Genomic DNA, 22,133 nt, shown 5'->3' with positions numbered 1-22,133 from the left:
CACTCAATGAGCGAAACCGCCGCCAAGAAAGACGTGCAGAAACTGCAGCGCGCCATCGTCGATGGCCTGGAGGACGTCAAGGGCCAGGACATCCGGGTGTTCAACACCGAGCATCTGTCGCCGCTGTTCGAGCGCGTGATCGTGGCCAGCGGCACCTCCAACCGCCAGACCAAGGCGCTGGCCGCCAGCGTGCGCGACAAGGTGCGCGAAGCCGGCTTTGCCAAGCCGCGCGTGGAGGGCGAGGACAACGGCGAATGGATCATCGTCGACTGCGGCGCCGCCGTGGCGCACGTGATGCAGCCCATGATTCGCCAGTACTACAACCTGGAAGAAATCTGGGGCGAAAAACCGGTGCGCCTGCGCTCGGCAGCCCCCGCCGTGGCCAAGGCGGCCAAAAAAGCGGCTGCCAAACCGGCGCCAGCCAAGCCTGTGGCCAGCGCCAAGCCCGCTGCCGCCAAAAAGGCGCCCGCCAAGGCGGGTGGTGCCAAAGCTGCCGCGCCGCGCAAGCCCGCCGCCAAGAAGGCCGCAGGCACGGCGGGTGCGGCGCGCAAGACCAGCGCCCGCAAGCCCATGGCCAAGGTGCCGGTGGCCAAGAAGATGCTGGTGGTGGGCAAGCCCGTGGCCAAGACGGCCGCCAAGACCAGCCCCGCGCGCAAGGCCGCGCCCGCCCGCAAAACCCCCGCACGCCCGGCGCGATGAAGCTGTGCGTGGTCGCCGTCGGCCTGCGGGTGCCGGCGTGGGCCGGCGCGGCCTGGGACGACTACGCCAAGCGCTTTCCGCCCGAGCTGAAGGTGGAGCTGAAGGCCATCAAGACCGAGCCGCGCGCCGGCGGCAAGACCGCCGCGCAGGCCATGGCCGCCGAGCGCCAGCGCATCGAGGTGGCGCTGCCCAAATCGGCGCACGTGGTGGTGCTGGACGAGCGCGGCACAGCGGTCAGCACCGCGGCCCTGGCCGAGCGCCTGACGCACTGGCAGTCGCTGGGCCAGGACGTGGCCCTGCTGATCGGCGGCCCCGACGGGCTGGACCCCGCCCTGCGCCAGGCCGCGCACGAGCGCATCCGCCTGTCCGACCTGACCCTGCCGCACGCCATGGTGCGCGTGCTGCTGGTGGAGCAGCTGTATCGCGCCTGGTCGGTCAACGCGGGGCATCCGTATCACCGCGAATGAAGGGCGGCAGCCGAGACTTGACCATGCTTGACTTTGTCTACCTGGCCTCCCAAAGCCCGCGCCGGCGCGAGCTGCTCGACCAGCTGGGCGTGCGCTGGCGCCTGCTGCTGCCGGGCGATGCGCAGGCGGCCGAGACGCTGGAAGCGGTGCTGCCCGGCGAGGCCCCGGCGCGCTACGTGCGCCGCGTGACGGCGCTCAAGCTCGATGCCGCCGTGCAGCGCCTGCAAGCCGAAGGCGGCGCCAGCGCGCCCGTGCTGTGCGCCGACACCACGGTGGCGCTGGGCCGGCGCATCCTGGGCAAGCCGCAGGACGCGCGGGAGGCCGCCGCCATGCTGCGCGTGCTGTCGGGGCAGACGCACCGCGTCATCACGGCGGTGGCGGTGCAGCACGGCAGCTGGCGCGGCCAGGCCGCCAGCGCTTCGCGCGTGCGCTTTGCGCCGCTGGGCGAAGCCGACATCGCCGCCTACGTCGCCAGCGGCGAATGGCAGGGCAAGGCCGGCGGCTACGCGGTGCAGGGGCGGGCGGCGGCCTTCATCGCGCACATCAGCGGCAGCTACAGCGGCATCATGGGCCTGCCCTTGTTCGAAACCGCGCAATTGTTGCGTTCGGCCGACGTGCAATAAGCGCGAGAAGCTATCAAATATGCAGCAAGAAATTCTCATCAACTGGTCGCCGCAGGAAACCCGCGTGGCCGTCGTCGAGCTGGGCGCCGTGCAGGAGCTGCACGTCGAGCGCACGCTCGAGCGCGGCCTGGTGGGCAACGTGTACCTGGGCAAGGTGGCGCGCGTGCTGCCGGGCATGCAGTCGGCCTTCATCGACATCGGGCTGGAGCGCTCGGCCTTCCTGCACGTGGCCGACCTGTGGCAGCGCCCGCTGGAGGGCGAGAGCCTGCCCGCGCACCGCAACGGCGGCGCCCAGCGCCCGATCGAAAAGCAGGTGTTCGAAGGCCAGACGCTGATGGTGCAGGTCATCAAGGACCCCATCGGCACCAAGGGCGCGCGCCTGTCCACGCAGATCAGCGTGGCTGGGCGCATGCTGGTGTTTTTGCCGCAGGACGATCACATCGGCGTGTCGCAAAAGATCCCGGCCGGCCTGCGCGACGCACTGCGCGAGCGCGTGCAGCAGCTGGCGCGCGCCGCCGTGCCGGAGGGCAAGACCGGCGGCTACATCCTGCGCACCAACGCCGAGGACGCCAGCGACGCCGAACTGGCCGAGGACATCGCCTACCTGCGCAAGACCTGGGCGCGCATCCGCGAGGCCGCCACGCGCCAGCCGCCCGCATCGCTGCTGCACGAAGACCTGCGCCTGCTGCAGCGCGTGCTGCGCGACCTGGTGGGCGAGGGCACGCAATCCATCCGCATCGATTCGCGGGAGCAGTTCGACGCGCTGATGGCCTTCGGCAAGGAGTTCATGCCGGCGGCCGCGGCGCGCCTGTCGCACTACCGCGGCGAGCGGCCGATCTTCGATTTGTTCAACGTCGACGACGAGATCGCCAAGGCGCTGGGGCGGCGGGTCGACCTGAAATCCGGCGGCTACCTGGTGGTCGACCAGACCGAGGCGCTGACCACCATCGACGTCAACACCGGCGGCTTCATCGGCTCGCGCAATTTCGACGACACGGTGTTCAAGACCAACCTGGAGGCCGCGCAGGCCATTGCGCGCCAGCTGCGGCTGCGCAACCTGGGCGGCATCATCGTGGTCGACTTCATCGACATGACGCAGGCCGAGCACCAGCACGCCGTGCTGGCCGAGTTCCGCAAGCAGCTGGCGCGCGACCGCGTGAAGACCCAGGTGGGCGGCTTCTCGCCCCTGGGCCTGGTCGAGATGACGCGCAAGCGCACGCGCGAATCGCTGGCGCAGCTGCTGTGCGAGCCCTGCGAGCAGTGCCAGGGCAGCGGGCGCGTGCGCACCGCGCGCACCGTGGCCTACGACGTGCTGCGCGAAATCCTGCGCGAGGCGCGGCAGTTCAACCCGCGGGAATTCCGCGTCGTCGCCGCGCCCGCCGTGATCGACATGCTGCTGGACGAAGAGGGCCAGCACCTGGCCGGCCTGTCGGACTTCATCGGCAAGCCCATCTCGCTGCAGGCCGAAAGCACGGTGGGGCCGGATCAGTACGATATCGTTCTGCTTTGACTGTCACGAACCACTCGGAGAGAAAAATCATGTTCAGCCACATCATGGTCGGCTCCAACGACATCGACCGTTCCAAGCGCTTTTACGACGCGGTGCTGGGCCTGCTCGGCGCGCCCGAGCCCGCTCGCAACCAGGCGCCCACCGGCCACACGCGGCTGTTCTACCGGCACGAGGGCAACACCTTCTGCATCTCCGAGCCGATCAACGGCGAGCCGGCGACCTCTGCCAATGGCGCCACCATCGGCTTCAAGTGCAGCTCGCCCGAGCAGGTCCAGGCCTTTCACGACGCGGCGCTGGCGCACGGCGGCCGCTCGATCGAAAACCCGCCCGGCCTGCGGGAGGGCAAGGCGGGCGCCCTGTATCTGGCCTACGTGCGCGACCCCGACGGCAACAAGCTCTGCGCCCTGTATCGCCCCAAGTAAGGCCGCCGAAGCGGCCATGGGTCGATTTGACCCATGGCCAGCAGGTCACCCCACCATGTCGGCCGACAGGCCCGCCGTCTGGCTGAAGCCGCCGTCCACGTAGGTGATCTCGGCCGTCACGCCGGCAGCCAGGTCGCTCAGCAAGAAGGCCGCCACGTTGCCCACGTCCTCAATGGTGACGTTGCGGCGCAGCGGCGAGGCGCTGGCCACGTAGCCCAGCAGCTTGCCGAAGTCCTTGATGCCGCTGGCGGCCAGCGTCTTGATGGGGCCGGCGCTGATGCCGTTGACGCGCACGCCCTTGCCACCCAGCGCCTCGGCCATGTAGCGCACGCTGGCTTCCAGGCTGGCCTTGGCCAGGCCCATGGTGTTGTAGTTGGGGATGCTGCGCAGCGCGCCCAGGTAGCTCAGCGTCAGCAGGGCGGCCTTGTCGCTCAGGTAGGGCAGGGCGGCCTTGGCCATGCCCGGAAAGCTGTAGGCGCTGATGTCGTGCGCGATGCGGTAGTTCTCGCGCGAGAGGCCGTCGAAGAAGTTGCCGGCGATCGCCTCGCGCGGCGCAAAGCCGATGGCGTGCACGAAGCCGTCGAAGGTGGGCCAGGTGGCCGAGAGGTCCTTGAACATGCGCTCGATCTGCTCGTCGCTGCCGACGTCGCAGTCGAACACCAGGGTGGAATCGAACTCGGCCGCAAACTCGGTGATGCGGCCCTTGAAGCGCTCGCCCACGTAGCTGAAGGCCAGCTCGGCGCCCTGGGCGCGGCAGGCCTTGGCAATGCCGTAGGCGATGGACCGGTTGGACAACACGCCGGTGATCAAAAGCTTCTTGCCCGCCAGAAAGCCGGTGGGATGGGTCATGCGCTGGCTCCTCGAAAAATAGCGGCAGAATTATCGCATGCGACTTGTTCTGGCGGCCCTGCTCGCGGCATGCAGCCTTCCGGCCTGGGCCGCGCATGGCTACGCGCTGTGGGGCGATCTCAAGTACCTGGCCGGCTTCAGCCACTTCGACTACGTCAACGCCGATGCGCCCAAGGGCGGCGAAATCCGCCTGGTGGGCAATTCGCGCGCCTCCACCTTCGACAAGTACAACCCCTTCACCATTCGCGGCAACGCGCCCACCTACCTCAGCCAGCTGATGTTCGACACGCTGCTGACGGGTTCGCTGGACGAGGCCGGCGCCGCCTACGGCCTGCTGGCCGAGGACGTCAGCGTCGCGCCCGACCGCCTGTCGGCCACCTTCCGCCTGCGGCCCGAGGCGCGCTTTCACGACGGCTCGCCGGTGCTGGCGGCGGACGTCAAGCACAGCTTCGACACCCTGGTCGGCCCCTACGTCTCGCCGGCCTACAAGACCCTGCTGATCGAGGTGGCCGGCGCTGACGTGCTGGACGAGCGCACCGTGCGCTTTCGCTTCAGGCAACCCAACCGCGAGCTGCCGCTGACCGTGGGCGGCCTGCCCGTGTTCAGCCGCAAGTGGGGGCAGGGCAAGCCCTTCGACCAGGTGGTGATGGAGCCGCCCATCGGCAGCGGGCCTTACCGGATCGGGCCGGTCAACTTCGGGCGCGACATCACCTACGTGCGCGACCCGAACTACTGGGCGCGCGATCTGGCGCCCAAGCGCGGCAGCGACAACTTCGATCGCGTGCAGGTCAAGATCTACCGCGACAACACGGCGCGGCTGGAGGCGCTGAAGGCCGGCGAGTTCGATCTGATGGCGTTCTACTCGGCCGGCGACTGGGCGCGGCGCGTGAACGGCCCCAAGTTCAAGACCGGCGAGCTGGTCAAGGGCGAGTTCCGGCACCAGTTGCCCACCGGCTTTCAGAGCTACGTGCTCAACACCCGCCGCCCGCTGCTGCAGGACGTGCGCGTGCGCCAGGCGCTGGGCCTGGCGATCGACTTCGAGTGGATGAACCGGCAGATGTTCTACGGCGCCTACCGGCGCGTGCACGGCATCTTCGGCAACACCGCGTGCGCGGCCACGGGCGTGCCCGACGCCGCACAACGGGCGCTGATGGAGCCGTACAAAAAGGACATTCCGCCCGCCGCCTTCGGCCCCGCCTTCGAGCCGCCGCGCACCGACCAAAGCCCCAACGGCCTGCGCGAGAACCTGCGCCAGGCGCAGCAGCTGCTGGCGCAGGCCGGCTGGACGGTGCAGGGCGGCGTGCTGAAGAACGCCCAGGGCCAGCCCATGGTGCTGGAATACCTGGACAGCAACGAGGGCGGCGCGCGCGTGGTGGCGCCTTGGCGGCGCAACCTGGAAAAGCTGGGCATCCGCCTGGACTACCGCGCGGTCGACTTCGCGCTGTACCAGCAGCGGCTGCAAACTTTCGACTTCGACATCACCACCATCGCCTACCAGGGCACCTTCAACCCGGGGCAGGAATACGCCGACCTGTTCGGCAGCAAGGCCGCCGACACTCCCGATTCGGGCAACCTGGCGGGCGTCAAGAACCCGGCGGTGGACAGCCTCATCAGCCACATGGTGGGCGCGGCGACCCGGCCCGAGTTCCTGGCCTCGTGCCGCGCGCTGGAGCGCGTGGTCAGCCACGAGCACTACCTGCTGCCGCAGTGGTATTCGCCGGTGCACCGGCTGGCCTACAACGCCTGGCGGCTGGCGCGGCCCGCCGTGGTGCCGGCGTACTTCCAGGGCGAAGCCTGGGCCATCGAGACCTGGTGGGCGCGCCAGCCGCCAGGCCCCTGACGCTGTCTGTCAGCCCACCGACACCACCAGCTCGGGGTTGAACATGGCGTTTTCGACCTTGCCCTCGCGTGCGTAGCCACGCGGGTTGCACAGCACGCGCGTGCCGTCGACCTCGTAGTCGAAGCTGTCGTGCGTGTGGCCGTGAATCCACAGCCGCGCGCGCCGCCCCTTCAGCAGCCACGCGGCATCCGAGACAAAGGCGGCGTTGATCGGCGAGCCGGCAAAGCGCGGGTGGATGCTGTGCAGCGTGGGCGCGTGGTGGGTGACGACCACCGTGGGCCCGGCAAACGGACGGTCCAGCTCGGCGTCCAGCCAGCGGCTGCTGGCGTCAAACAGCTGCATGGTGTCCTCGGGCGTCAGCAGCGGGGCGTCGTCACCCGGCCCGGTGCGCACGCGCTTGAAGTCGTACATGAACTCGCTTGTGGCGCGCATCGCCTCGGCCTGCCGCTCGCCGTCGCCATGGGCCAGAAAATCGGTCCACAGGGTGGAGCCCAGAAAGCGCACGCCGCCCAGCTCGACGGCGCTGTCGTCCAGCAGGTGGACGTGCGTGCCGTCGAACAGGCGGTGAAAGGCCGCTTTCACCTCGGGCAGGCTGGAGCCGTAGAACTCGTGGTTGCCGATGACGTAGATCACCGGCTTGTCGAAGGCCAGCGCCCAGGGCGCGGCGCGCTCGGGCCGGCTGATGTCGCCGGCCAGGATCACCACGTCGGCCGAGGTGGCGGGCTGCGCCATGTCCTGCACGCCCAGGTGCAGGTCGGAAAGAATGTGAAGCTTCATGAGGGGCTCGCAACGTGTGCCTTGAACTATCCTATCGCGCATCATGTTCGCCTACGTCCTGAAGCGCCTTTTGCTCATGCTGCCCACGCTGCTGGGCGTGCTGCTGCTGACCTTCGTGGTGATCCAGTTCGTGCCGGGCGGGCCGGTGGAGCAGTACCTGGCCGAGGCCCGCGCGGGGGCGGGCGGCGCGGGGGCCGAGGGCGGCGGGCTGGCCTATCGCGGCGCGCAGGGGGTGGACGAAAAGCGCCTGGCCGAGATCCGCAAGCTCTACGGCTTCGACAAACCCGCTCCCGAGCGCTTCTGGCTGATGCTGAAGAACTACGCGCGCTTCGATCTGGGGCGCAGCTTTTTCCAGAACAAGGACGTGTGGCAGCTCATCCGCGAGAAGCTGCCGGTGTCGATCAGCCTGGGCCTGTGGACGTTTTTCATCAGCTACGGCATCAGCGTGCCGCTGGGTGTGGCCAAGGCGGTGCGCGCGGGCAGCCGGTTCGACCTGGTCACCACGCTGCTGGTGCTGGCGGGCTACGCCATTCCGGGCTTCGTGCTGGGGGTGGCGCTGCTGGTCATCTTCGGCGGGCAGCTGGGCTGGTTTCCGCTGCGCGGGCTGACCTCGGGCAACTGGGACGAGCTGAGCTGGCCGGCGCGCATCACCGACTACCTGTGGCACATCACGCTGCCGGTGACGGCCATGGTGATGGGCAGCTTTGCCGTCACCGCCATGCTGACCAAGAACAGTTTTCTGGAAGAAATCCGCAAGCAGTACGTGCTGACGGCGCGCGCCAAGGGCTTGAGCGAGCGGCAGGTGCTGTGGAAACACGTGTTTCGCAACGCGCTGATTCCCATCGTCACCGGCTTTCCGGCCGCCTTCATCGGCGCGTTCTTCACCGGCGCGCTGCTCATCGAGACCTTGTTCTCACTCGATGGCCTGGGCCTGCTCAGCTACGAGAGCGTGATCCGGCGCGACTACCCGGTGGTGCTGGGCACCCTGTACCTGTTCACGCTGATCGGCCTGCTCACCAAGCTCGTCAGCGACCTGACCTATGTGTGGGTGGATCCGCGGGTGAAGTTCGATTGACGGTGAAAACCCGGTTGTCATACAATGCAAGACAAACCGATTTTTCTAAGAGCCTGTTTATGACCTTTTCATGGTGCCCGCAAGGCAGCAAAAAGCCGCAATCGAGGCGCGCGCCGCAGGCCATGCTGGTGGCCTGGGCAAGGTGCGCAACGACGAGTGCGGCTTTTTGCTGCCTTGCCCGAAGGGTTGCCCCGCAAAGGCAGCGTCTGCGGCGTTGCAAATCCTCGCCGGGCCACCAGCCCGTCTGCGGTTTGCGCCTTGCAGCCACTGCCTTTGCGGGGCAACGGGCACCATGAAAAGGTCATAAACAGGCTCTAAGGAGTTCGTCATCATGCGCGTGAATGCACGGTTCGACGGCGACGCGGAGCAGCAGCTGATGTACCTGGCTCAGGCCACCGGCCTGGGCGTGAGCGAGGTGCTGCGCACCAGCGTGCAGCACTACTACGACCAGCTGCGTGCCCAGCGCGGCGGCCTGAGCCACTTTGCCGCCTTTGTGGGGCAGGGGCGCAGCGGCCGCAGCGACGTGGCCAGCCGCTACAAGGATCGCCTGGCCGAGGCCTGGGCCGACAAGCACCAGGGGCGGGCGCCTGCGGTGCATGAGGCCACCCCGCCGTGGCCGGCGCCCAAAGCACCCAAGGGCCGCGCATGATCATTGCCGACGCCGGGTTCTTCTACGCCCTAGCCGACGCCGGCGATGCCTGGCACGGGCGCTCGGTGCGGGCACTGGACACCCAGGCCGAAGGCTGGATCACCACCTGGCCGGTGCTGACCGAGGCCACGCACCTGCTCACGCGCTGGATCGGCACCGACGCGGCCCAGGCCCTGCTGCTGGACGTGGCCGCCGGCGGCGTGGCCGTGTGGCAGTGGCCGGCGCCGCAAACCGAGCGCCTGGCGCAGCTGATGGCCCGCTACGCCAACCTGCCGATGGACCTGGCCGACGCCTCGCTGGTGCTGCTGGCCGAGCACCTGGGCCACGGGCGCATCCTGAGCACCGACGAGCGCGACTTTGGTGCCTACCGCTTCAAGAGCCGCGAGCCTTTCGTCAACCTGCTGGCGCAAGACCTGCATGGTTGAAACGCCGGCGCCCAGTCCATCGCCAGCCCGCCGCGCCTGGCGGCGCTTTCGGCGCAACCGGCTGGGCTTCGTCAGCCTGGTGCTGTTTGGCGTGCTGGTGGGCCTGAGCCTGCTGGCCGAGGTGATCTCCAACGACAAGCCGCTGGTGGTGCGCTACGACGGGCAGTTCTACTTTTCACTGCTCAAGGCCTACCCCGAGAAGGTGTTCGGCGGCGACTTCGAGACCGAGACCGACTACCTCGACCCCTTCATCCGCGCGCAGTTGGCCAAGCCCGGTAACTGGGCCGTCTACCCGCCCAACCCCTACGGCGCGCACACCATCAATTACTTTGCCCAGGCGCCCAATCCGGCGCCGCCCAGCCGCGCCAACTGGCTGGGCACCGACGACCGCGGGCGCGACCTGCTGGCGCAGCTGATCTACGGCTTTCGCGTCTGCGTGCTGTTTGGTTTGGCCTTGACGGCGGTGGGTACCGCGCTGGGCATTGCGGCGGGCGCGGTGCAGGGCTTTTTCGGCGGCAAGACCGACCTGGCCTTGCAGCGCTTCATCGAGGTGTGGGGCTCCATGCCCGAGCTGTACCTGCTCATCATCTTCAGCGCCATCCTGGCGCCCAGCATCGGCCTGCTGCTGGTGCTGCTCAGCCTGTTCGGCTGGATGGGCCTGTCCGACTACGTGCGTGCCGAATTTTTGCGCAACCGCCAGCTCGACTACGTCAAGAGCGCGCGTGCGCTGGGCGTGCCCAACGCGCAGATCATCTGGCGCCACATCCTGCCCAACAGCATGGTGCCGGTGGTCACGTTTCTGCCGTTTCGCATGAGCGCGGCCATCCTGGCGCTGACCTCGCTGGATTTCCTGGGCCTGGGCGTGCCGCCGGGCACGCCCAGCCTGGGCGAGCTGCTGAGCCAGGGCAAGAACAACATCGACGCGTGGTGGATCTCGATCTCCACCTTCGGCGTGCTGGTGCTCACCCTGTTGTTGCTCACTTTCATGGGCGAGGCGCTGCGCGACGCGCTGGACCCGCGCAAGGGGGAGGCATGAATTTCAAGCCCAATGGGGTTGTAGCCCGGATGCAGCAAGCGCGGCCAGCTATCGAATCGATAGGAGCGCAGGCATGACGCCGCCGCTGCTGGACGTGCGCGGCCTGCGGGTTGCCTTCGGCCCCAAGACCGTGGTCGACGGCGTGGACTTCGCACTCGCGCCGGGCGAGCGGCTGGCTTTGGTGGGCGAGTCGGGTTCGGGCAAGTCGGTCACGGCGCTGGCGCTGCTGGGCCTGCTGCACGGCGCGCGCACCCAGGGGCAGGCTCTGTTCGAGACCGCGCAGGGCCGGCGCGACCTGCTGGGCCTGCCCGAGCGCGAGCTGCGCGGCCTGCGCGGCGACGACATCGCGATGATCTTTCAGGAGCCGATGACGGCGCTCAACCCGCTGATGACGGTGGGCGAGCAGATCGCCGAGGTCTTGCGGCTGAAACGGGCCCTGACGCCCGCCCAATCCGCGCAAGCAGCTACTGATTTGTTAGCAAGGACCGGCATCCCCGAGCCCGCGCGGCGCGCCGGCGCCTACCCGCACCAACTATCGGGCGGCCAGCGCCAGCGCGCCATGATCGCCATGGCGCTGGCTTGCCAGCCCCGGCTGCTGCTGGCCGACGAGCCCACCACCGCGCTGGACGTCAGCCTGCGCGGGCAAATCCTGGCCTTGCTGGGCGAGCTGCAGCGCGAGACCGGCATGGCGGTGCTGCTGATCACGCACGATCTGAACCTGGTGCGCCGCTTTGCCGACCGCGTGGCGGTGATGCAGCACGGCCGCCTGGTGGAGCAGGGCGCCACGGCGGCGCTCCTTGCCGCGCCGCGCCATGCGTACACGCAGCAGCTGCTGGCCAGCCGGCCCGAGCGCGACGTCGACGAGAGCCCCGCAGCGCCGGGCGCCACGCCGGTGCTGGCCGCGCGGGGGCTGCGCGTGGTCTACCCGACGCCGCTGCCGGGCATTTGCGGCTGGTTCAAGAAGGGCGAATTCGTCGCGCTGCAGGGCGCCGACTTCAGCCTGCCGCCCGGCCGCACGCTGGGCGTGATCGGCGAGTCGGGCTCGGGCAAGTCCACCCTGGCGCAGGCGGCCCTGGGCCTGCTGGCGCGCCGGCAGGTGGGTGGCGACATCCGGGTGGCGGGCCGGCCCTGGCAGCACCGGGCGGGGCCCGACCGGCCGCTGCGCCGGGCCGTGCAGGTGGTCTTCCAGGACCCGTTCTCGTCCCTGTCGCCGCGCATGACGGTGCAGGAGATCGTCGGCGAGGGCCTGCGCGTGCACCAGCGCGAGCTGCCCGAGGCCGAGCGCGTCGCGCGCGTGCACCAGGCCCTGGCGGACGTCGGCCTGGGCGGGGAGCGCTTTGCCGGCTTGCTGGCGCGCTACCCGCACGAGTTCTCGGGCGGCCAGCGCCAGCGCATCGCCCTGGCGCGGGCGCTGATCGTCGGGCCCGAGCTGCTGGTGCTGGACGAACCCACCAGCGCGCTCGACGTCACCATCCAGAAGCAGGTGCTGGCCCTGCTGCAGGCGCTGCAGCGTGAGCGGCGGCTGGCTTACCTGCTGATCACGCACGACGTGGCCGTGGTGCGCGCCATGGCGCACGAGGTGATCGTGCTCAAGGACGGCGTGGTGGTCGAGTCCGGCGCCGCCGCGCAGGTGCTGGGCGCGCCGCGGCACCCCTACACGCAAAAGCTGCTGGCGGCGGCCTGAGCGGCCGTTTCCAGGTTCAAACCAGCGCCATCGCCGCCCCGGCCAGCGCACACCCCAGCACCACCAGCCAGGGCGGTGCGCGCCAGCGCATCAGCGCCAGCAGGGCCACGGCCGCCAGCGCGGCATCCGCCGCGCCGCGCAGCCCGTAGCGCGCCACCGGGTCGATCAGCGCCGCCAGCAGCACGCCCACCACCGCGGCGTTGACGGCGGCCAGCGCGCGGCGCGCCCGCCCGCTGTGGCGCAGGCGCTCCCAGAACGGCAGCGCGCCGGCCAGCAGCAGGAAGGCCGGCGCAAAAATGGCCGCCAGCGCGATGGCGCCACCCAGCCAGCCCTGGGGCGCCACCGTGCGGGCGGCGCCCAGAAAGGCGGCAAACGTGAACAGCGGCCCCGGCACGGCCTGCGCCGCCCCGTAGCCGGCCAGGAAGGTGTCTTCGCTCACCCAGCCCGGCGGCACCACCTCCGCCTGCAGCAGCGGCAGCACCACGTGACCGCCGCCGAACACCAGCGAGCCGGCGCGGTAGAAGGCGTCCACCAGCAGCAGCACGGCATGCGCGCTGCCGTGCGCCAGCGCCGTCAGCAGCGGCAGGCCCAGCAGCAGGGCGAAGAACAGCGCCAGCCAGGCGGCGCCAGCGCGCAGGGAGCGCGCCGCCGGCGCGCCCTGCTGGGGCGTGGCCGGCCCGGGCGGCAGCCGCAACGCGCCCGCGGCGCCCAAGGCAGCCGCCAGGGCCATCGCGCCCACCTGCGTCCAGGGCGTGGGCCAGGCCAGCGCGGTGGCCGCGACCAGCACCGCCAGCACGCGGCGCCGGCCGTCGGGGCACAGCTGCCGCGCCATGCCCCACGTGGCTTGCGCCACCACCGCCACCGCCACCACCTTGAGGCCGTGCAGGGCGCCCTGGGCCCCTGGGTGCGCCATGTTCCAGTGCGTCAGGCCGAGCGCCAGCAGCACCAGCGCCAGCGCCGACGGCAGCGTGAAGCCGCACCAGGCCGCCAGCGCGCCGGGGTAGCCCGCGCGCCGCAATCCCAGCGCCAGGCCGACCTGGCTGCTGGCCGGGCCGGGCAAGAACTGGCACAGCGCCACCAGCTCGGCGTAGGCGGCTTCGTCCAGCCAGCGGCGGCGCACCACGAATTCCTGGCGAAAGTAGCCCAGGTGCGCCACCGGCCCGCCGAACGATGTCAGCCCCAGGCACAGGAAAATCAGCCCCACGGCCCATGGGCTGTCGGGGCGCGCGCAGGTGCCGGGCGGTGCGGGGGAGGACATGGGCGCAAGCATATCGGCCGCCGGCCCCGTCTGGCCAGGCTGGGCGCGGGCCGTTGTCACGCGGGCGCTGTCGTGCTAAAATTCCATGGATTGACGACCACATGGGCGGCCTTGCACCCGCCCATTTTTTATGCCTGAACGCCAGCGCCGGGTGCCGAAATGGCGCGGCGCGGCCGCAGGCTTCACCGATCACACACGTGGCACTGCAACCGACGATCGAAGACACCGTGCGCTCATTGGGATATGAGCTGGTCGAGCTGGAACGCTCGGCCGGGGGGCTGCTGCGGGTGACGATCGACTGGCCATGGGCCGCGGAGCAGGTCGAGCGCCTGGTGTCGGTGGACGATTGCGAGCGCGTGACGCGCCAGCTGCAGTACGTGCTGGAGGTCGAGGGCGTGGACTACCAGCGCCTGGAAGTGTCCTCGCCCGGCATCGACCGGCCGCTGCGCCACGCGCAGGACTTCGAGCGCTTTGCGGGCGAGGTGGTCGATCTGGTGCTGAAGGCGCCCATCGGCGCGGCCGCGGCCGGCCAGGTGGCCGCCAACCGCAAGAAGTTTCGCGGCACGCTGCAGCGCGGCGAAGGCGAGGGCTGGCGCATCGTGTGGCGTGACGAGCCGGCGGTCAAGCCGGGCGTGCGCGTGAGCAAGAAGCGCGAGGCGGCGCCCGAGCAGGCGCTGGACTTCGCGCTGGACGAGCTGGCCTCGGCGCGCCTGGCGCCGGTGGTCGATTTCAAGGGTCGAAAGCCCAAGGGTGATTCGGTTGAGGCAAAACAGGAATAAGCGCCACCCGCTGTTCCTTTGAGAGTATTGAAACAGGTGACACCATGAACCGCGAACTGTTGATGCTGGTCGAGGCGATTTCGCGCGAGAAGAACGTCGAGCATGACGTCGTGTTCGGCGCGGTCGAGGCCGCGCTGGCCCAGGCCGCCAAGAAGCTGTACGAGGGCGACGTCGATCTGCGCGTGGCCATCGACCGGGAGACCGGCGACTACGAGACCTTCCGCCGCTGGCACGTGGTGCCCGACGAGGCCGGCCTGCAGCTGCCCGACCAGGAAATCCTGCTGTTCGAGGCCAAGGAGCAGATCCCGGACATCGAGGTCGACGAGTACATCGAGGAGCCGGTCGATTCGGTGCCCATCGGGCGCATCGGCGCCATGGCGGCCAAGCAGGTCATCCTGCAGAAGATCCGCGACGCCGAGCGCGAGATGCTGCTGAACGACTTCATGAGCCGCGGCGAAAAAATCTTCACCGGCACCGTCAAGCGCATGGACAAGGGCGACATCATCGTCGAGAGCGGGCGCGTCGAAGGGCGCCTGCGCCGCGGCGAGATGATCCCGAAGGAAAACCTGCGCAACGGCGACCGCGTGCGCGCCATGATCATGGAGGTGGACCTGACGCTGCGCGGCGCGCCCATCCTGCTGTCGCGCTCGGCGCCGGAGTTCATGATCGAGCTGTTCCGCAACGAGGTGCCCGAGATCGAGCAGGGCCTGCTGGAGATCAAGAGCTGCGCGCGCGACCCCGGCAGCCGCGCCAAGATCGCCGTGCTCAGCCACGACAAGCGCGTGGACCCCATCGGCACCTGCGTCGGCGTGCGCGGCACGCGCGTCAACGCCGTCACCAACGAGCTGGCCGGCGAGCGCGTGGACATCGTGCTGTGGTCCGACGACCCGGCGCAGTTCGTGATCGGCGCGCTGGCGCCGGCCAACGTCTCGTCGATCGTGGTCGATGAGGAAAAGCACGCCATGGACGTGGTGGTGGACGAGGAAAACCTGGCCATCGCCATCGGCCGCGGCGGCCAGAACGTGCGCCTGGCCTCCGACCTGACGGGCTGGAAGATCAACATCATGGACGCGGCCGAATCGGCCCAGAAGCAGGCCGAGGAAACCACCTCGCTGCGCAAGCTGTTCATGGAAAAGCTCGACGTCGACGAGGAGATCGCCGACATGCTGATCGCCGAAGGCTTCACCAACCTGGAGGAAGTGGCCTACGTGCCGATCCAGGAAATGCTGGACATCGAGGGCTTCGACGAGGAAACCGTCGAGGAGCTGCGCGCCCGCGCCAAGGATGCCCTGCTGACGCAGGCCATCGCCCGCGAGGAAAGCATGGACGCGGTGTCGCAGGACCTGCGTGACCTCGAGGGCCTGACCCCCGCGCTGATCGGCCAGCTGGCCGAAGCCGGCGTGCAGACGCGCGACGACCTGGCCGACCTGGCCGTCGATGAACTCACCGCCATCACTGGGCAGTCCGAGGACGAGGCCCGGGCCCTGATCCTGAAGGCGCGCGAGCACTGGTTCGCCAGCCAAGAGTAAGGACATGGAGACACGCACCGTATATGACGAACACCACCGTTGCCGATTTCGCGAACGAACTCAAGCGCCCCGCTGACGCGCTGCTGGAGCAGCTGCACGCCGCCGGGGTGGGCAAGCGCTCGACCACCGACGTGCTGACCGACTCCGACAAGCAGCAGCTGCTGACCTATCTGGAGGCCAGCCACGGCACCGGCGCCGCGCGCAAGAAGATCACGCTGACCAAGAAGACCACCAGCGAGATCAAGCAGGCCGACGCCTCGGGCAAGGCGCGCACCATCCAGGTGGAGGTGCGCAAGAAGCGCACCTTCATCAAGCGCGAGGACGAGGTGGCGCCGGCAGCGCCCGCGCCCGCCGCCGAGTCGGCAGCACCCGCCGAGCCGGCGCCCGCGCCCATCATCGACGCCGCCGAACAGGCGCGGCGCGATGAAGAAGCCCGCCGCCACGCCGAGCTGCTGCGCCGCCAGGCCGAGGAGCAAGCCGAAAAGCGCCGCCTGCGCGAAGAGCAGGAACGCCAGGCCGCGGCCGAGCAGGCCCGCCTGGCTGCCGAGCAAGCCGCCGCGGCCGCCCAGGCCACCGCGGCGCCTGCCGCACCGGCCGCGGACAAGCAGCCGGCCGAGGCCGAAGCCGTCGAGGCCACGCCCGCCAAGGCCGAGCCAGCACCCGAGCCGGCCGCCGCCGCGCCCAGCGCCGAGGACGAAGCCGCCCTGGCGCGCGAGTACGATGCCAAGCGCCGCAAGGCACTGGCCGAGGCCGAGGCCATCCGCGCCATGATGAACGCGCCGCGCAAGGTGCTGGTGGCCAAGAAGCCGGACGAGGGCAAGGCCGCCGCCACCACCCCCGCGGTCAAGGCCAAGGCGGGCGCCGCGGCCAAGACGGCGGCGCCGGGCGTCAACAAGGAACTCAAGTCGGCCAAGCTGTCGTCCAGCTGGGCCGGCGATCCGTCCAAGAAAAAAGGCATTCCCACGCGCGGCGACAGCAGCGGTGGGGTGGGGCGCAACAACTGGCGCGGCGGGCCCCGGGGCCGCCGTGGCGAGCGCGGCCGCGACGAGCGCGCCGTCGAGGAGGTGCCGGCCGAGCATCGCGTGCTCGAGGTGCACGTGCCCGAGACCATCACCGTGGCCGAGCTGGCGCACAAGATGGCCATCAAGGCCTCCGAGGTCATCAAGGTGCTGATGAAGATGGGCCAGATGGTCACCATCAACCAGCCGCTGGACCAGGACACGGCCATGATCGTGGTCGAGGAAATGGGTCACACGGCCGTGGTGGCCGCGCTGGACGACCCTGAGGCCTTCACCGACCAGGAGGTGCAGGCGCAGGACGCCGAGGCGCTGACGCGCCCGCCCGTGGTCACCGTCATGGGCCACGTCGACCACGGCAAGACCTCGCTGCTGGACTACATCCGCCGCGCCAAGGTGGCGGCGGGCGAGGCCGGCGGCATCACCCAGCACATCGGCGCCTACCACGTGCAGACGCCGCGCGGCGTGGTGTCCTTCCTGGACACCCCCGGCCACGAGGCCTTCACCGCCATGCGGGCGCGCGGCGCGCAGGCCACCGACATCGTCATCCTGGTGGTGGCCGCCGACGACGGCGTGATGCCGCAGACGCGCGAGGCCATCAAGCACGCCAAGGCGGCACAGGTGCCCATCGTGGTGGCCATCACCAAGTCCGACAAGCCCGACGCCAACCCCGAGAAGGTCAAGGCCGAGCTGGTGGCCGAAGAGGTGGTGCCCGAGGAGTTCGGTGGCGACTCGCCCTTCATTGCCGTGTCCAGCAAGACCGGCCAGGGCATCGATGAGCTGCTGGAGCAGGTGCTGCTGCAGGCCGAGGTGTTGGAGCTGAAGGCGCCGGTCGATGCCGCCGCCAAGGGCCTGGTGATCGAGGCCAGCCTGGACAAGGGCCGCGGCCCGGTGGCCACCGTGCTGGTGCAGTCCGGCACCCTGAACGTGGGCGACGTGGTGCTGGCCGGCCAGACCTTCGGCCGCGTGCGCGCCATGCTGGACGAAAACGGCAAGGCCACCAAGTCGGCCGGCCCCTCGATCCCGGTCGAGATCCAGGGCCTGGCCGAGGTGCCGCAGGCCGGCGACGACTTCATGGTGCTGACCGACGAGCGGCGCGCGCGCGAGATCGCCACCTACCGCGCCGGCAAGTTCCGCAACACCAAGCTGGCCAGGCAGCAGGCCGCCAAGCTGGAGAACATGTTCTCCGACATGGGCGCGGGCGAGGTCAAGCACCTGCCCATCATCGTCAAGGCCGACGTGCAGGGCTCGCAGGAGGCGCTGGCCGCCACGCTGCTCAAGCTGTCGACCGACGAAGTCAAGGTGCAGATGGTCTACACCGGCGTGGGCGGCATCAGCGAGAGCGACATCAACCTGGCGATCGCCTCCAAGGCCATCGTCATCGGCTTCAACGTGCGCGCCGACGCCGGCGCGCGCAAGCTGGCCGAAGGCAACGACGTCGAGATCCACTACTACAACGTGATCTACGACGCGGTCGACGAACTGAAGGCCGCCATGTCCGGCATGCTGGCGCCCGAGCAGAAGGAAGAGGTCATCGGCACGGCCGAGATCCGCACCGTGTTCGTGGCCTCCAAGATCGGCACCGTGGCCGGCTGCATGGTCACGCACGGGCTGGTGCGCCGCGACGCGCACTTCCGCCTGCTGCGCGACAACGTGGTCATCTACACCGGCGAGCTGGAGTCGCTCAAGCGCGTCAAGGACGACGTGCGCGAGGTCAAGGAAGGCTTCGAGTGCGGCATCAAGCTCAAGAACTACAACGACATCAAAGAGGGCGATCAGCTCGAGTTCTTCGAGATCAAGGAGATCGCACGGACTTTGTGATCAAAATGGCCTCCGGCGCCTGTCCATCAAGCGCCGGCAGCTATTCATTCCGTAGTTTCCGGATCGTTTCATGCCCCGCAAGAGCATCGTTCCCAACCGCGGCTTTCGCGTCGCCGACCAGATCCAGCGCGATCTGTCGGAGCTGATCGCGCGCGAGCTGAAGGACCCGCGCGTGGGCATGGTCACCCTCAACGCGGTCGAGGTCACGCCCGACTACGCGCACGCCAAGGTGTTCTTCAGCGTGCTGACGGGCGACGCCCAGGCCAGCGCCGAGGCGCTCAACCACGCCGCCGGCCACCTGCGCAATGGCCTGTTCAAGCGCCTGCACATCCACACTGTGCCCACGCTGCACTTCGTGTTCGACCGCACCACCGAGCGTGCGGCCGACATGAACGCGCTGATCGCCAAGGCGGTGGCCTCGCGCTCCAAGGACGCCGACGAGTAAGCCATGACCGCGACACGCACGAGGGTCATGAGGCGCCCCGTGCACGGGGTGTTGCTGCTCGACAAGCCGTTGGGCCTGTCCAGCAACCAGGCTTTGCAAAAAGCCAAGTGGCTGCTGCGCGCCGAAAAGGCCGGCCACACCGGTACGCTCGACCCGCTGGCCACCGGCGTGCTGCCGCTGTGCTTTGGCGCCGCCACCAAGTTCAGCGGCCTGCACCTGGACGCCGACAAGACCTACGCCGCCACGCTGCTGTTGGGCGAGCGCACCAGCACGGGTGACGCCGAGGGCGAGGTGATCGAGCGCCGTGCCGTGCCCGCGCTGACGCAGGACGACCTGGAGCGCGTGCGCCAGCGTTTCGTGGGCACCATCACCCAGGTGCCGCCCATGCACAGCGCGCTCAAGAAGGACGGCCGGGCCCTGTACGAATACGCCCGCGCGGGCATCGAGGTGGAGCGGGCACCGCGCACGGTGCAGGTTTACAAGCTGAACATGGCTCTGGCCCGCACCGATCAAGCCCAATCAGCTATCGATATCGTAGTCACCTGCAGCAAGGGCACCTACATCCGCACCCTGGGCGAGGACATCGGCCAGGCCCTGGGCTGCGGCGGGCACCTGATCGCGCTGCGGCGCCTGGCCACCGGGCCTTTCGACGAATCGGCCTGCATCACGCTGGATGCCTTCGAGGCCCTGGACGAAGACCAGCGCATGGCTCGCCTGCTGCCGCCCGAGGTGCTGCTGGAAGGCCATGCGCCGATCACCCTGGAAAACGAGGAGGCCGGGCGTTTTCTGAGCGGCCTGCGCCGGCGCGGCCCCTGGCCCGACGCCGCGCAGGTGGCCGTGTACGGGCAGGCGCCGCGCGCCCTGCTGGGCACGGCCCACGTCAAAGCCGGCGAGCTGATCCCCAACCGCCTGCTGTCGCCGCTGGAGCTGCGCCAGATGCAGGCCCAGGCCGTATCGGCGGCGTGAAGGGCGGACCATGAAACCCGTCCCATCCACCCTCGATGCCGCGCAGCACGCCGCCCTGGCGCAAGCGGCCGCGGCCTGGCAGCACCAGCGCTTCGACGCGGTGCTGAGCGCCCTGGCCCCGTGGCTGGGCGCGCCTCAGCCCGCGCCCGCGGCGCTGCAACTGGCCGGGCTGGCGCAGCAGCGCCTGGGCCGGCTGGACGAGGCCCGCCAGCTGCAGCAGCGCCTGGTGCAGCAGACCCCGGCGGATGTGGCCGCCTGGGTCAACCTGGCCGCCACCGAGGCGGCCTTGGGGCTGCACGCCCAGGCGCTGCAGCACCTGGAGCGCGCGCTGCAGCTCGATGCGGCCCAGCCCGCCATCCACTTCAACCGCGGCCATGTGCTGATGCAGATGGGCGACGCCGCCGCCGCGCTGGAGAGCTTTCGCCGCGCCGGCGATCTGGCGCCCGAGCGGCCCGACCCCGTTTGCAACCAGGCCGCCGCGCTCAACCAGCTGGGCCGGCACGACGAGGCCCTGGCCCTGATGCAGGGCGTGGTGCAGCGCTACCCCGAGCTGGCCGCGGGCTGGAACCTGCTGGGCATGTGCCAGCATCGGCTGGGGCAGGATGCGCTGGCGCTGGCCAGCTACCAGCGCGCGCTGCAGCTGGCGCCCACCTTGGCCGACGCCTGGAGCAACGCCGCGCAGGTGCTGGCGCGGCTGCAGCGCCACGCCGAGGCCATCGAGCACGCCGAACGCGCCGTGCAGCTCGACCCGCGGCACGCCGTGGCCGCGCGCACCCTGGGCGTGGTGCTGGCCGGGGCCAAACGCCATGCCGAGGCCCGGCCCTGGCTGGCCCGCGCGCAGCAGCTCGACCCACAGGACACCGTCGCCTCGAGCAACCTGCTGGCGGCCGACCAGGCCCTGTGCGACTGGGACGCGGTGGACGCCGACCTGGCCGCCCTGCGCACGCAGTGGCGGCAGGGCCGGCTGGAAGGGGTGGAGCCCTGGTACCTGTTGGCCTTGCCGGTCGATGGCGCCGAGCTGCGCCAGGTGACCGAGGCGGTGAGTGCCCTGCGCTTCCCGCTGGGCCCCGAAGGCGATGCGGCGGCGCCGCGCTGGCGAGCGCTCGTCGGCCAGCCGCGCCCCGAGCGCCTGCGCGTCGGCTATTTCTCCAGCGACTTTCACCAGCACGCCACCAGCGTTTTGATGGCGGGCCTGTTCGAGCAGCACGATCGCACGCGCTTTGAATGGGTGGGCATCTGCCTGGGGCGCTACCCGGCTGGCCAGGACGACCCCATGCGTCAGCGGGTGCGCGCCGCCTTCGACCGCTTCGAGGCCTGGGGCGAGCTGAGCGATGCCGAACTGGTGCAGCGTGCGCGCGCGCTGGATCTGCACCTGGCCGTCGACCTGAAGGGCCACACCGCGGATAGCCGGATGGGCGTGTTTGCCCAGCGCGTGGCGCCGATCCAGCTGCACCACATCGGCTACCCCGGCACGCTGGGCATGCCCGGCGCCATCGACTACCAGGTGGCCGACGCCATCGTCGTGCCGCCCGAGGCGTACCCGCACTACAGCGAAAAAATCATCGCGCTGCCGGACAGCTACCAGGTCAACGACCGCGCGCGTGCCATCGACCCGCAGGTGCCCACGCGCGCCTCGCAAGGCCTGCCGTCCGGCGCCTTCGTGTTCTGCTGCTTCAACCACCATTACAAGATCACGCGCGAGGTGTTCGGCCTGTGGATGGAGCTGCTGCGCCAGCGCCCGGCCAGCGTGCTGTGGCTGCTGGTGCCCGAAGGCGATGCCCGCCGCAACCTGCGTGCCGCAGCCGCGGCCCACGGCGTCGATGCCCAGCGGCTGGTGTTTGCCGGGCGCGCGCCGCTGCCGCAGCACCTGGCGCGCCACGCCTGCGCCGACCTGTTCCTGGACACCTGGCCCTACAACGCCCACACCACCGCCAGCGACGCGCTGTGGGCCGGCCTGCCGGTGCTGACCTGCGCCGGCGCCAGCTTTGCCGCGCGCGTGGGCGCCAGCCTGCTGCAGGCCTGCGGGCTGCCCGATCTGGTCACGCACGACGCCCGGGCCTACGTCGATCAGGCGCTGCAGCTGTCGGCCGAGCCCGAGCGCGTGCAGGCATTCAAGCGGCAACTGGCCCAAACGCGCCTGGCCGTGCCGCTGTTCGACACGGCGCGTTTTGCCCGCCACCTGGAGCGCGCGTTCGACCTGGCCTGGGAGCGCCATGCCCAGGGCCTGCCGCCCGATCACATCCGCGTGCCCGCGCTGCCTTGA

Annotated in this window: 20 protein-coding genes; 17 read left to right on the top strand and 3 right to left on the bottom strand. The window is 70.0% G+C overall.

Translation table 11 applies throughout. The features are described from left to right. Positions 1-6: 6 nt before the first annotated feature. Genes rsfS through H6927_14170 form a run of 5 tightly spaced genes read left to right on the top strand, consistent with a single transcriptional unit; the run spans position 7 to position 3,721 of the window. Positions 7-699, top strand: a complete 693-nt coding sequence (gene rsfS, locus H6927_14190) for a ribosome silencing factor (GenBank protein ID MCP5219249.1) — start codon at positions 7-9, stop codon at positions 697-699. Then, positions 696-1,166 (top strand): 23S rRNA (pseudouridine(1915)-N(3))-methyltransferase RlmH, encoded by a 471-nt coding sequence (gene rlmH, locus H6927_14185; GenBank protein ID MCP5219248.1) that lies wholly within the window; start codon positions 696-698, stop codon positions 1,164-1,166. Before rsfS ends, rlmH begins: the two co-directional genes overlap by 4 nt. Positions 1,167-1,189: 23 nt before the next feature. Beyond that, complete coding sequence (gene maf, locus H6927_14180; protein ID MCP5219247.1) at positions 1,190-1,789, top strand: septum formation inhibitor Maf; 600 nt, start codon at positions 1,190-1,192, stop codon at positions 1,787-1,789. Between the two features lie 19 nt (positions 1,790-1,808). After that, positions 1,809-3,299: a ribonuclease G gene (gene rng, locus H6927_14175; protein ID MCP5219246.1), complete on the top strand. Its 1,491-nt coding sequence runs from the start codon at positions 1,809-1,811 to the stop codon at positions 3,297-3,299. A gap of 29 nt (positions 3,300-3,328) precedes the next feature. After that, positions 3,329-3,721, top strand: coding sequence for a VOC family protein (locus tag H6927_14170; protein MCP5219245.1), 393 nt, complete (start codon positions 3,329-3,331; stop codon positions 3,719-3,721). Positions 3,722-3,766: 45 nt separating this feature from the next. On the opposite strand, the gene fabI is transcribed toward H6927_14170, so the two are convergent. Next, on the bottom strand, positions 3,767-4,570 hold the full coding sequence (gene fabI, locus H6927_14165) for an enoyl-ACP reductase FabI (protein ID MCP5219244.1): 804 nt from the start codon (positions 4,568-4,570) through the stop codon (positions 3,767-3,769). A gap of 37 nt (positions 4,571-4,607) precedes the next feature. Between fabI and H6927_14160 the strand changes: the two genes are divergently transcribed. Further along, a complete protein-coding gene (locus H6927_14160) occupies positions 4,608-6,410 on the top strand; it encodes an ABC transporter substrate-binding protein (GenBank protein ID MCP5219243.1) in 1,803 nt (600 codons plus the stop codon). A gap of 9 nt (positions 6,411-6,419) precedes the next feature. Here the strand turns inward: H6927_14160 and H6927_14155 are convergent, their stop codons facing one another. Continuing rightward, positions 6,420-7,187, bottom strand: coding sequence for a metallophosphoesterase family protein (locus H6927_14155; GenBank protein MCP5219242.1), 768 nt, complete (start codon positions 7,185-7,187; stop codon positions 6,420-6,422). A 43-nt stretch (positions 7,188-7,230) separates the two neighbouring features. Here H6927_14155 and H6927_14150 point away from each other — a divergent pair, with 43 nt between their 5' ends. From H6927_14150 to H6927_14130, 5 genes are all read left to right on the top strand, one after another. Continuing rightward, entirely contained in the window at positions 7,231-8,262 is a 1,032-nt protein-coding gene (locus tag H6927_14150) for an ABC transporter permease subunit (protein MCP5219241.1), read from the top strand. Positions 8,263-8,593: 331 nt separating this feature from the next. After that, complete coding sequence (locus tag H6927_14145; GenBank protein MCP5219240.1) at positions 8,594-8,911, top strand: hypothetical protein; 318 nt, start codon at positions 8,594-8,596, stop codon at positions 8,909-8,911. Next, on the top strand, positions 8,908-9,336 hold the full coding sequence (locus tag H6927_14140) for a PIN domain-containing protein (protein MCP5219239.1): 429 nt from the start codon (positions 8,908-8,910) through the stop codon (positions 9,334-9,336). Before H6927_14145 ends, H6927_14140 begins: the two co-directional genes overlap by 4 nt. Further along, positions 9,329-10,372, top strand: a complete 1,044-nt coding sequence (locus H6927_14135) for an ABC transporter permease (GenBank protein ID MCP5219238.1) — start codon at positions 9,329-9,331, stop codon at positions 10,370-10,372. The genes H6927_14140 and H6927_14135 overlap by 8 nt, the downstream gene beginning before the upstream one ends. 73 nt (positions 10,373-10,445) lie before the next feature. After that, positions 10,446-12,056, top strand: a complete 1,611-nt coding sequence (locus H6927_14130; GenBank protein MCP5219237.1) for an ABC transporter ATP-binding protein — start codon at positions 10,446-10,448, stop codon at positions 12,054-12,056. A gap of 16 nt (positions 12,057-12,072) precedes the next feature. Here H6927_14130 and chrA read toward each other — a convergent pair whose 3' ends face one another. Further along, positions 12,073-13,314: a chromate efflux transporter gene (gene chrA / locus H6927_14125; GenBank protein MCP5219236.1), complete on the bottom strand. Its 1,242-nt coding sequence runs from the start codon at positions 13,312-13,314 to the stop codon at positions 12,073-12,075. 197 nt (positions 13,315-13,511) lie between these two features. Between chrA and rimP the strand changes: the two genes are divergently transcribed. From rimP to H6927_14095, 6 genes are all read left to right on the top strand, one after another. Then, positions 13,512-14,093 (top strand): ribosome maturation factor RimP, encoded by a 582-nt coding sequence (gene rimP, locus H6927_14120; protein MCP5219235.1) that lies wholly within the window; start codon positions 13,512-13,514, stop codon positions 14,091-14,093. A gap of 44 nt (positions 14,094-14,137) precedes the next feature. After that, positions 14,138-15,622 (top strand): transcription termination/antitermination protein NusA, encoded by a 1,485-nt coding sequence (nusA, locus tag H6927_14115; GenBank protein MCP5219234.1) that lies wholly within the window; start codon positions 14,138-14,140, stop codon positions 15,620-15,622. 23 nt (positions 15,623-15,645) lie between these two features. Beyond that, a complete protein-coding gene (gene infB, locus H6927_14110) occupies positions 15,646-18,459 on the top strand; it encodes a translation initiation factor IF-2 (GenBank protein MCP5219233.1) in 2,814 nt (937 codons plus the stop codon). Between the two features lie 70 nt (positions 18,460-18,529). After that, on the top strand, positions 18,530-18,904 hold the full coding sequence (gene rbfA / locus H6927_14105; protein ID MCP5219232.1) for a 30S ribosome-binding factor RbfA: 375 nt from the start codon (positions 18,530-18,532) through the stop codon (positions 18,902-18,904). Between the two features lie 3 nt (positions 18,905-18,907). After that, the gene (gene truB / locus H6927_14100) at positions 18,908-19,870 is read left to right on the top strand and encodes a tRNA pseudouridine(55) synthase TruB (GenBank protein ID MCP5219231.1); all 963 of its coding nucleotides are present in this window, start codon (positions 18,908-18,910) and stop codon (positions 19,868-19,870) included. 10 nt (positions 19,871-19,880) lie between these two features. Then, positions 19,881-22,133: a tetratricopeptide repeat protein gene (locus H6927_14095; GenBank protein ID MCP5219230.1), complete on the top strand. Its 2,253-nt coding sequence runs from the start codon at positions 19,881-19,883 to the stop codon at positions 22,131-22,133.

This window comes from Burkholderiaceae bacterium, from assembly GCA_024235995.1.
GTDB lineage: Bacteria > Pseudomonadota > Gammaproteobacteria > Burkholderiales > Burkholderiaceae_C > Ottowia.
Note: the sequence above shows the minus strand (reverse complement) of the source record. Positions and strands in the feature narration are given on the sequence as shown.